Source organism: Pseudomonas sp. PA-7-1E (assembly GCF_021605325.1).
GTDB lineage: Bacteria > Pseudomonadota > Gammaproteobacteria > Pseudomonadales > Pseudomonadaceae > Aquipseudomonas > Aquipseudomonas fluorescens_BV.
This window is the reverse complement of the sequence record NZ_WKFA01000060.1, coordinates 26,100-35,125: the sequence shown is the minus strand read 5'-3', so window position 1 is coordinate 35,125 and position 9,026 is coordinate 26,100. Positions and strand designations below refer to the sequence as shown.

6 protein-coding genes are annotated in these 9,026 nt (G+C 60.3%); 5 read left to right on the top strand and 1 reads right to left on the bottom strand.

What is annotated here, in order from left to right:
* Positions 1-52 precede the first annotated feature (52 nt).
* The 3 genes from pvdM to pvdO are packed head-to-tail and all read left to right on the top strand — an operon-like array spanning position 53 to position 3,591.
* On the top strand, positions 53-1,402 hold the full coding sequence (pvdM, locus tag GIW79_RS25125; RefSeq protein WP_054897060.1) for a pyoverdine-tailoring dipeptidase-like protein PvdM: 1,350 nt from the start codon (positions 53-55) through the stop codon (positions 1,400-1,402).
* An 18-nt stretch (positions 1,403-1,420) separates the two neighbouring features.
* On the top strand, positions 1,421-2,689 hold the full coding sequence (gene pvdN / locus GIW79_RS25120) for a pyoverdine-tailoring periplasmic protein PvdN (RefSeq protein ID WP_236455197.1): 1,269 nt from the start codon (positions 1,421-1,423) through the stop codon (positions 2,687-2,689).
* 29 nt (positions 2,690-2,718) lie between these two features.
* Positions 2,719-3,591, top strand: coding sequence for a dihydropyoverdine dehydrogenase (gene pvdO / locus GIW79_RS25115; protein WP_034127738.1), 873 nt, complete (start codon positions 2,719-2,721; stop codon positions 3,589-3,591).
* 137 nt (positions 3,592-3,728) lie between these two features.
* Here the strand turns inward: pvdO and GIW79_RS25110 are convergent, their stop codons facing one another.
* Positions 3,729-4,556 carry a formyltransferase family protein gene (locus GIW79_RS25110; RefSeq protein ID WP_236455199.1) on the bottom strand — a complete coding sequence of 276 codons (828 nt, stop codon included), beginning with the start codon at positions 4,554-4,556 and terminating at the stop codon, positions 3,729-3,731.
* 201 nt (positions 4,557-4,757) lie between these two features.
* Here GIW79_RS25110 and GIW79_RS25105 point away from each other — a divergent pair, with 201 nt between their 5' ends.
* Together GIW79_RS25105 and GIW79_RS25100 are read left to right on the top strand one after the other, a co-directional pair.
* The gene (locus tag GIW79_RS25105; RefSeq protein WP_034127740.1) at positions 4,758-6,410 is read left to right on the top strand and encodes a cyclic peptide export ABC transporter; all 1,653 of its coding nucleotides are present in this window, start codon (positions 4,758-4,760) and stop codon (positions 6,408-6,410) included.
* A 118-nt stretch (positions 6,411-6,528) separates the two neighbouring features.
* Positions 6,529-8,970 carry a TonB-dependent siderophore receptor gene (locus GIW79_RS25100; RefSeq protein ID WP_236455201.1) on the top strand — a complete coding sequence of 814 codons (2,442 nt, stop codon included), beginning with the start codon at positions 6,529-6,531 and terminating at the stop codon, positions 8,968-8,970.
* Positions 8,971-9,026 lie beyond the last annotated feature (56 nt).

The following is a 9,026-nucleotide window of genomic DNA, read 5'->3' as shown; positions in this document are numbered from 1 at the left end:
GTCATCGCTCGTTCTTCCCTGATAGCAAAGGCCTCAACTGACTGAGATGGCAATGACAAAATCACGTTCGAAAAAGGCGCTGTATATCGGCCTGCCGCTGGCCCTCGCTATCGGCGCCGGGGCTGGCTTGCTGGTCTGGGATCAGTGGTTCAAGGGCAACGCCGGCTACCCGCTGGAGGTGATCAAGCAGGCCAATGAAATGCAGGATCGCCTGTTGTCGTTCGACAGCCACATCACCCTGCCCCTGGATTTCGGCACGGCGGGCAACGAGGCCGACAAGGATGGCAGCGGCCAGTTCGACCTGGCCAAGGCCGCCCGCGGCCGATTGTCGGGCGCCGCGCTGACGATCTTCGGCTGGCCGGAAATCTGGAACGGCGCCAACGCCCCACACAAGCCCACCGACGGTTTTGTCGAAGAGGCCCGGCACGAGCAGGAAGTGCGCTACAAGATCATCTCCGGCATGGTGCGTGACTTTCCCAACCAGGTGGGCATTGCCTACACACCGGACGATATGCGCCGCCTGCACGGCGAAGGCAAGTTCGCGATTTTTATCAGCATGCTCAACGCCTACCCCTTGGGCAATGACCTCAACCAGCTGGACTTGTGGGCCGCACGCGGCATGCGCATGTTCGGGTTCAGCTACATCGGCAATAACGCCTGGTCCGACTCGTCGCGCCCGCTGCCGTTCTTCAATGACTCCACCGATGCCCTCGAGGGCCTGTCGCCTATCGGCCAGCAAGCGGTGCATCGCCTCAATGACCTGGGGGTGATCATCGACGTGTCGCAGATGTCGACCAAGGCCCTGGAGCAAGTCGCGCAGTTGAGCCGCACGCCGATGGTGGCGTCCCACTCGGCGCCACGGGCATCGGTGGACATCCCGCGCAACCTCAGCGACAAGGAGCTGCAACTGATCAAGAACAGCGGCGGCGTGGTGCAAGTGGTGGGTTTCCCCACCTACCTGCGCCCCTTGAGCCAGCCGACCCAGGACAAGCTCAATACCTTGCGCGCACGCTTCGACCTGCCGCCACTGCCCAACCTGGCCATGGCCCTGATGCCCGGCGATGCAATCATTGCCGCCTGGCCCGAGCAACGCTTCGGCCAATACGCCAGCGCGCTGTACGGCATTCTCGAGGAAGAACCCAAGGCCACCCTCAAGGACCTGGGCGACGCCATCGACTACACCGTGCGCAAGATCGGCATCGATCATGTCGGCATTGCCTCGGACTTCAACGACGGCGGCGGCCTCCAGGGCTGGGAGAACGTCGGCGAGGTGCGCAACGTCACTGCCGAACTGATCCAGCGCGGCTACTCCGAAGCCGATATCGCCAAGCTGTGGGGAGGCAACTTCCTGCGGGTGTGGGACCAAGTACAAAAAGCCGCCAAGCCATTGGCCAATCGCTAACCACCACGAAGTAAGTCCATGACCGACCGCCGTACATTTCTCAAGCAGGCCGGCGTCTTTGCCGCGAGCCTGCCGCTGGGCACCGCGTTGCTGCCTCAGGCAGTAGCCGCTGTTACGAACGACCCATGGACGGGATTGAAGCAACTGTTCAACCAGGACCCCAATTACCTGCACTTTTCCAACTTTCTGGTGGCCTCGCACCCCAGGCCCGTGCGCGAGGCCATCGAACGCTACCGCCAACAGATCGACCGCAACCCTGGCCTGGCCATGGACTGGGACCTGCAGGAAACCTGGAAGCGTGAGGGCCAGGTACGCGAGTGGGCCGGCCGCTACCTGAACGCCACGCCAGCGCAGATCGCCCTGACCGGTAGCACGTCCGAAGGGCTGGCGATGATCTATGGCGGGATCAAGGTGCGCGCCGACCAGGAAATCCTCACCACGGTGCATGAGCATTACGCCACCGCGTTCAGCCTGGACTTCCGGGTACGCAAGGAGCACACCCAGGTTCGCAAGATACGCCTGTTCAAAAACCCCAATCAGGTCTCGGCCGATGAAGTGCTGGGCAACATCCAACGCAACATTCGCCCCAACACCCGCGTGCTGGGCATGACCTGGGTGCAATCCGGCAGCGGCGTAAAACTGCCCATCGGTGAGATCGGCAAGCTGGTGGACGAACACAACCGCAACCGCGACGAGCCGGACCGCCTGCTTTATATCGTCGATGGTGTGCATGGCTTCGGCGTGGAAGACCTCGACTTCCCCGCTATGCACTGCGACTTCTTCATCGCTGGCACCCACAAGTGGATGTTCGGCCCGCGGGGCACCGGCCTGGTGTGCGCCCGCGAGACCGAAAACAAATTCGTCACACCGATGATTCCGACCTTCTCCGAAGACAAAAACTTCGCCACGACCATGACGCCCGGCGGCTATCACGCCTTCGAACATCGCTGGGCCGCCGACGAAGCCTTCAAGCTGCACCTGCAACTGGGCAAGGCGCCGGTGCAGGCACGCATCCATGCCCTCAACACCGAACTCAAGGACCAACTGCTGGCCCACCCGCAGATCGAACTGGTGACACCGCGCAGCCCCGAGCTGTCAGCCGGATTCACCTTCTTTCGGATCAAGAACCGGGACAGCGATGCCGTTGCGGCCTACCTGATGAAAAACCGCGTGGTGGTGGACGCGGTGGACCGTGACGTTGGCCCGGTGATTCGCACCTCGCCGGGCCTGCTTAACAACTCCGATGAGATCCAGCGCTTCATGACCCTGCTGAGCCAGCGGTTATGACCCCTTTTCCCTTTGAACGAGACGCCTCCATGATGCCATCCCGACTCAAACCGCTCACCGCATTGGCACTCACCGCCCTGTGCGGCGCCCTGCTGCCCGGCCTGGCCCAGGCCGCTGCCCCACAACCGGGCAAGGTCTTCAAAGACTGCAAGGACTGCCCGGAAATGGTGGTGCTTCCCGCCGGCACCTTCACCATGGGTACGCCGGACGACGAAGTGGGCCGCGAGCCTGACGAAGGCCCGATGCACGAGGTGACCTTCGCCAAGCCGTTCGCCATGAGCCGCTTCCATGTCACCGCCGGCGAATGGGACAGCTACGTGCGCCAGACCGGGGTCAAGATCGCCAATGGCGACGACCGCCCCGGCCGCGAATGCATCGCCAGCAAGCCGCGCTATCCCCAGGGGCCACGGCAGCCGGCGGTGTGCATGGACATGGACGACATCAAGCAGTACGTGAGCTGGCTGTCGAAGAAGACCGGGCACACGTACCAGATGGTCAGCGAAGCCCAGCGTGAATACGCCGCCCGCGCCGGCACCACCGGCCCGTTCCCCTTCCCGTTCGACGAAGGCAAGGGCTACAGCATCGCCCAGCACGCCAACACCTACGGCCCGGCGGACGGCTACAGCTATTCGTCGCCCGTGGGCAGCTACCCCCCGAATGCCTTTGGCATGTATGACATGCACGGCAATGTGTATGAGCGGGTGGCTGATTGCGAGCATCCGAACTACGTCGGCGCGCCAACTGATGGCAGCGCCTGGGTGGAGCCCAACTGCGAGGCCTACCAGATTCGCGGCAATGACTGGGGCGAGGCGCCGGTGTTTTCACGCTCGGGCAATCGCAACAACATCTACCCGCAGACGCGCGGGGACTGGATCGGCTTTCGGGTCGTGCGCGAGCTCTAATACCTTGTAGGAGCGAGGGGGACGCCTAGTTCTTGCTCGCGAAAAACTCATAAACGCCGCGTGTATTCAGGAAGCACGCGTCATCGTTGACGTTTTTCGCGAGCAAGCTCGCTCCTACAGGGTTCGCGCCCGCATGTTCAGCCTTGTTTGGCCAACAGCTCCAGGCCTTCATGCAGCGCCGGGAACAGGCTGTTGTTGAAGTTGTTCCAGCGCAACTCAAGGATGGTGTCTTCGGGCGAAATCTGGGTCTTGAGCACGTCGTGGAACACCTCTCCCGAGTCGATGCCGTTATCCACGTAGTGGAATGACGCACCGGTCCAATACAACGGCTCGCACGCCTGAGTCGCTTTGGTTGCCCAGTCGGTGATCGCCTGCCCACGTGCGCCGTACAGCGCATTCCAGGTGGCGTACGCCCCACGGCGCTCGTAAGGCGACTCGAGACGGGTGATGCCCGGATGAATGTTCATGATGCGCCGCGCAAACGTCGCACCCGGGCGCACCAGTTCGTCGAGGATCACCAGCAAACCATCCAGCACCACGATGTCAGCCTTCAACTCCACCAGGGTGTCATGCAGGCGACGCTCGAAATCCTGCTTGCCGGCGACATGTTCGGCGCTGCCTCGTGGCAGGCGACGATAGGTCGACGGCACGCTGAGCAGCAGGTCGTTGACCAACGTGCCCTGCACACGCAAGTCCGCCGGGTACAGCCACTGGCGACCCGGCTGGTAGGCGAAGCCGTAGTCCGCCACCAACTGCTGGTCCCGCGGGTTGTGCTCATCGTCGTCATACACCACGCCTACGAGGCTGTAAGCCTCGCCCAGCGACGTGTCGTTGAGCGAGCCCACCAGAAACTCCAGCACCGATTTCATATAGCGCTCGTGGTCTTTATAGGCCACCGGCTGCCCCGCCTTGTCGGCGGCGGCATTTCTCAGGGACCAGACATACACCAGGTTCTTTTTCGTCATGTGTTTCGCTCTCGCTCAAAGGGCCACGCACGGCATTGATACACGTGCGCCTACAGAACAAGAACGAACCAGGCCCCGGGCAATTTATCGCTCACTGCCACCGTCCGGCACGCCGCGCTAAATAGTCACGCCACAGCTTCGTTTGTCATGGGTAAGGGTCTGTGTGCCCAGCCCCCTCTTTTCACTTTCCGGGAAGTATTTATGACCGACCCCAAGCGCGGCGCCTTCAAAGGTTTGCTCGCATTGCTCAGGCCCTTTCGCACCATCGTGACGGTCTCCGTCGCCCTTGGCATGGCGGGCGGCCTGGCCATTACCTTGCTGTTGGCGACGATTAACAATGCCCTGCATTCGGCGGGGGGTATGACTCAGGGTGTGGTGTTGACCTTCGCCGCGTTGTGCGTGGTGGCGCTGGTCAGCTCGATCATTTCCGACATCGGCACCAACTACGTCGGGCAACGGATCATTGCCGCCCTGCGCAAGGACCTGGGTGAAAAGGTGCTGTCAGCGCCCATCGGGCAGATCGAGCAATATCGCTCTCACCGCCTGATCCCGGTGCTGACCCACGACGTGGACACCATCAGCGACTTTTCCTTTGCCTTCACGCCCCTGGCCATCGCCGCCACCGTTACCCTGGGATGCCTGGGTTACCTGGCTTACCTGTCCGTGCCGATGTTCCTGATGATGGTGGTCGCAATCATCATCGGCAGCGCCGTGCAATTCATCGCGGGCGGCAAAGGCATCCAGGGCTTCGATCTGGCCCGCAGCCACGAAGATGAATTGCAGCGTTACTACAATGCGATTGCTTCGGGAGCCAAGGAACTGCGCATGCACCGTCCGCGGCGGTTTCGCATGAACACCCACCGCATCCAGGAAACCGCAGACCGCATCAGCGATATCCAGGTGCGTTCAGTCAACATCTATATCCTGGCCAAGACCTTTGGCTCGATGCTGTTCTTCGTGGTCATCGGCCTGGCCCTGGCGATGCAGGCCTACAACCCCAACCCCGACCCCACGGTGATTACCGGCTTCGTGCTGGTACTGCTGTATATGAAAGGCCCGTTGGAGCACCTGCTGGGTTACTTGCCCGTGGTTGGCAAGGCGAAGATTGCCTTCGGGCGCATCAGCGAACTGTCGGAACGTTTTTCTTCGCCCGAGCCCCACTTGTTGATGGACGACAGTGAAGCGCCGAAGCCTGTGGTCAACAGCCTTGAACTGCGCGGCGTCAGCTACAGCCCGCCAGCGGTTGAAGGCAGCCAACCGTTCCACCTGGGGCCGATCAACCTGAGCATCAAGCAAGGCGATATCGTGTTTGTCGTGGGCGAGAATGGTAGCGGCAAGACCACCCTGATCAAGCTGCTGCTGGGCCTGTATCCACCTCAGGCGGGTGAGATCCTGCTCAACGGTACAGCGGTGACCGACCCAGAGCGCGACGATTATCGCCAGTTGTTCACCACGGTGTTTTCTGACTATTACTTGTTCGATGACCTGGTACAAGGCAGCGCCACCCAGTCCCTGGACAGCGCCACCAAATACCTTGAGCGCCTGGAAATTGCGCACAAGGTCAGCGTCAAGGACGGCGTGTTCAGCACCACTGATCTGTCCACCGGCCAACGCAAGCGCCTGGCCCTGGTCAATGCCTGGCTGGAAGAGCGCCCGGTACTGGTGTTCGACGAGTGGGCCGCCGACCAGGACCCGGCCTTCCGCCGCATCTTCTACACCGAGCTGCTGCCGGACCTCAAACGCCTGGGCAAGACCATCATCGTGATCAGCCACGATGATCGTTATTTCGACATCGCCGATCATCTGGTGCGCCTGCGTGCCGGTCAGGTGGTGCATGAGATGGAGCCTGCATGAAATACCGGAATAATTTTTTCCGGTTTTGCGAAGTAGGAACGTCTCACTAGTGGTAATGAGAACTAACCTCAATAAACACTTAGAATTGCCCACTTAAAACATAGAAGAGAAAGCATCCATGCCAGCACGACTCGGTCTCAGCCCCCTGAGCAAAGCGCTATCCATGCGCCGGGCCCTGAACATCAACCTCTTGCCCAGTGCCTTGGCGTTGGCTGTGTCGATGCCGATTGCAGGCTATGTGCAGGCCCAGGAGATCGAGTTGAATATTCCTGCGCAGTCGCTGGGGAGCGCACTGCAGGAATTTGGCCGCCAGACCAATGTGCAAGTGCTCTACAGCCCGGGCGATGTGCAGGGCAAGAACAGCCCCGCCGTCAAGGGCAAGATGCAGCCGCAGCAAGCCATAGCTGCATTGCTGGCCGGTAGCCAGACCACCTATAACCTCAATGGCAATACCTTGACCGTCACTGCTGCTGGCAGCGGTGGCGGGCTGGAGCTGAGCCCGACGCAAGTGACCGCCAACTACTTGGGCAACGTCACCGAAGGTTCTGGTTCCTACACGCCTGGCACGATTGCCACGGCTACACGTTTGACGTTGACCCCACGGCAAACTCCGCAGTCGATCACCGTGGTGACTCGCCAGCACATCGAGGATTTTGGCCTCAACAACATGGATGACGTGATGCGCCATACGCCGGGCATCACCGTTTCCGCCTACGACTCCGACCGCACCAACTACTATTCCCGTGGTTTTTCGGTCAATAGTTTCCAGTACGACGGTATTCCATCGACTGTGCGTAACGTCGGTTATTCGGCGGGCAACACCCTGAGCGACATGGCGATCTACGACCGTGTTGAAGTCCTCAAGGGCGCTACCGGCCTGCTCAACGGTGCCGGTTCCCTGGGTGCGACCATCAACTTGATCCGCAAGAAGCCAACCGCGCAATTCAAGGGCCATGTGCAATTGGGGGCGGGTTCCTGGGACAACTACCGCAGCGAAGTGGATGTCAGTGGCCCCTTGACCGACAGCGGCAATATCCGTGGCCGTGCGGTGGCTGCGTATCAGGACAAGAAGTCCTTTATGGACCACTACTCACGCAAGACCGAAACCTACTACGGCATCACCGAGTTCGACCTGTCTCCCGATACCATGCTGACGGTGGGCTTCGATTACCAGGACAACATTCCACAGGGTTCCAGTTGGTCCGGCTCCTTCCCGCTGGTCAACTCCAATGGCAGCATCAACAAAATGCCGCGCTCCTACAACAACGGCACCACCTGGAGCTCGTGGGAGCAAAACACGCGTACCGCCTTTGCCATGCTCGAGCATGACCTGGGCGACGGCTGGGTGACCAAATTCCAGCTCGACCACAAGATCAACGGCTACCACGCCGATCTGGGTTCGATCCAATTCGTCCAGCCGGCAGCAGATGGCACCGCTGAGATCAACGGGCAGAAATACACCGGCGAGACCAAGAGCACCTCGGCCGACCTCTACGCCACCGGCCCTTTCAGCCTGTTTGGCCGCGAGCATGAACTGGTGGTGGGCGGCTCGATCGGCACCTCACGCTGGCAAGGCAAGGGGTACTGGTCGCCGGAATGGCCTGGCGGTAACAAGGTCGATTTCTATAACTGGAACGGCCATATCGCCAAGCCTATTTACGGCCCTGCCCAACAGCACATCGACGACACTATCCGTCAAACCGGGTATTACCTGACCGCGCGTTTCAACGTGATTGACGACCTGAACGTGATCCTGGGTGGGCGCGTGGCCAACTATCACGTGACTGGCAACAACCCTTCCTACAAGGAAACCGGGCGGTTCATTCCTTACGCCGGTGTGATCTACGACCTCAACGACAACTTCTCGGTATACGCCAGCTACACCGATATTTTCCAACCTCAGGAAAGCACCTATAAGGACCGTAACGAGAAGCTGCTGGAGCCAGACGAAGGGCAGAACTACGAGTTGGGCCTGAAAGGCGAGTTTTTCGATGGCCGCCTCAACACCAGCATCGCTTACTTCGAAGTGCATGAGACTAATCGCCCCATCTCGGATGACGCCTACAACAACCAGACACCTGCCCCGAACAACTGGGCGTTCAAGAGCTCCAAGGCCGTCACCAAAGGCTACGAAGCGGAAATTTCCGGTGAGTTGAGCCCAGGCTGGCAACTTCAAGGTGGCTACACCCACAAGATCGTACGAGACGAAGACGACAAGAAACTCTCTACCTTCGAACCCGAGCATCAGGTCAACCTGAACACCACCTACAAACTCAAGGGCGACCTGGACAAGTTCACCATCGGTGGCGGTTTACGCTGGCAGACCAAAGGTTGGAACGAGATCTGGAACGGGCCACTTGAGAAAAACCAGGACATCACCCAGGAGTCCTACTGGCTGGTGGACTTGATGACCCGCTACCAGGTCACCAAGAACCTGTCGGCTACCGTCAACTTCAACAACATCTTCGACAAGTCTTACTACACCAACGTGGGCTTCTATAACTCGGCCGCCTACGGTGAGCCACGTAATGTGATGGTCAGCACGCGCTGGGACTTCTGATTCCACGCGTCAATCGATCAAACGCCCGGTGAGCGCCCCATGCTCACCGGGCTTTT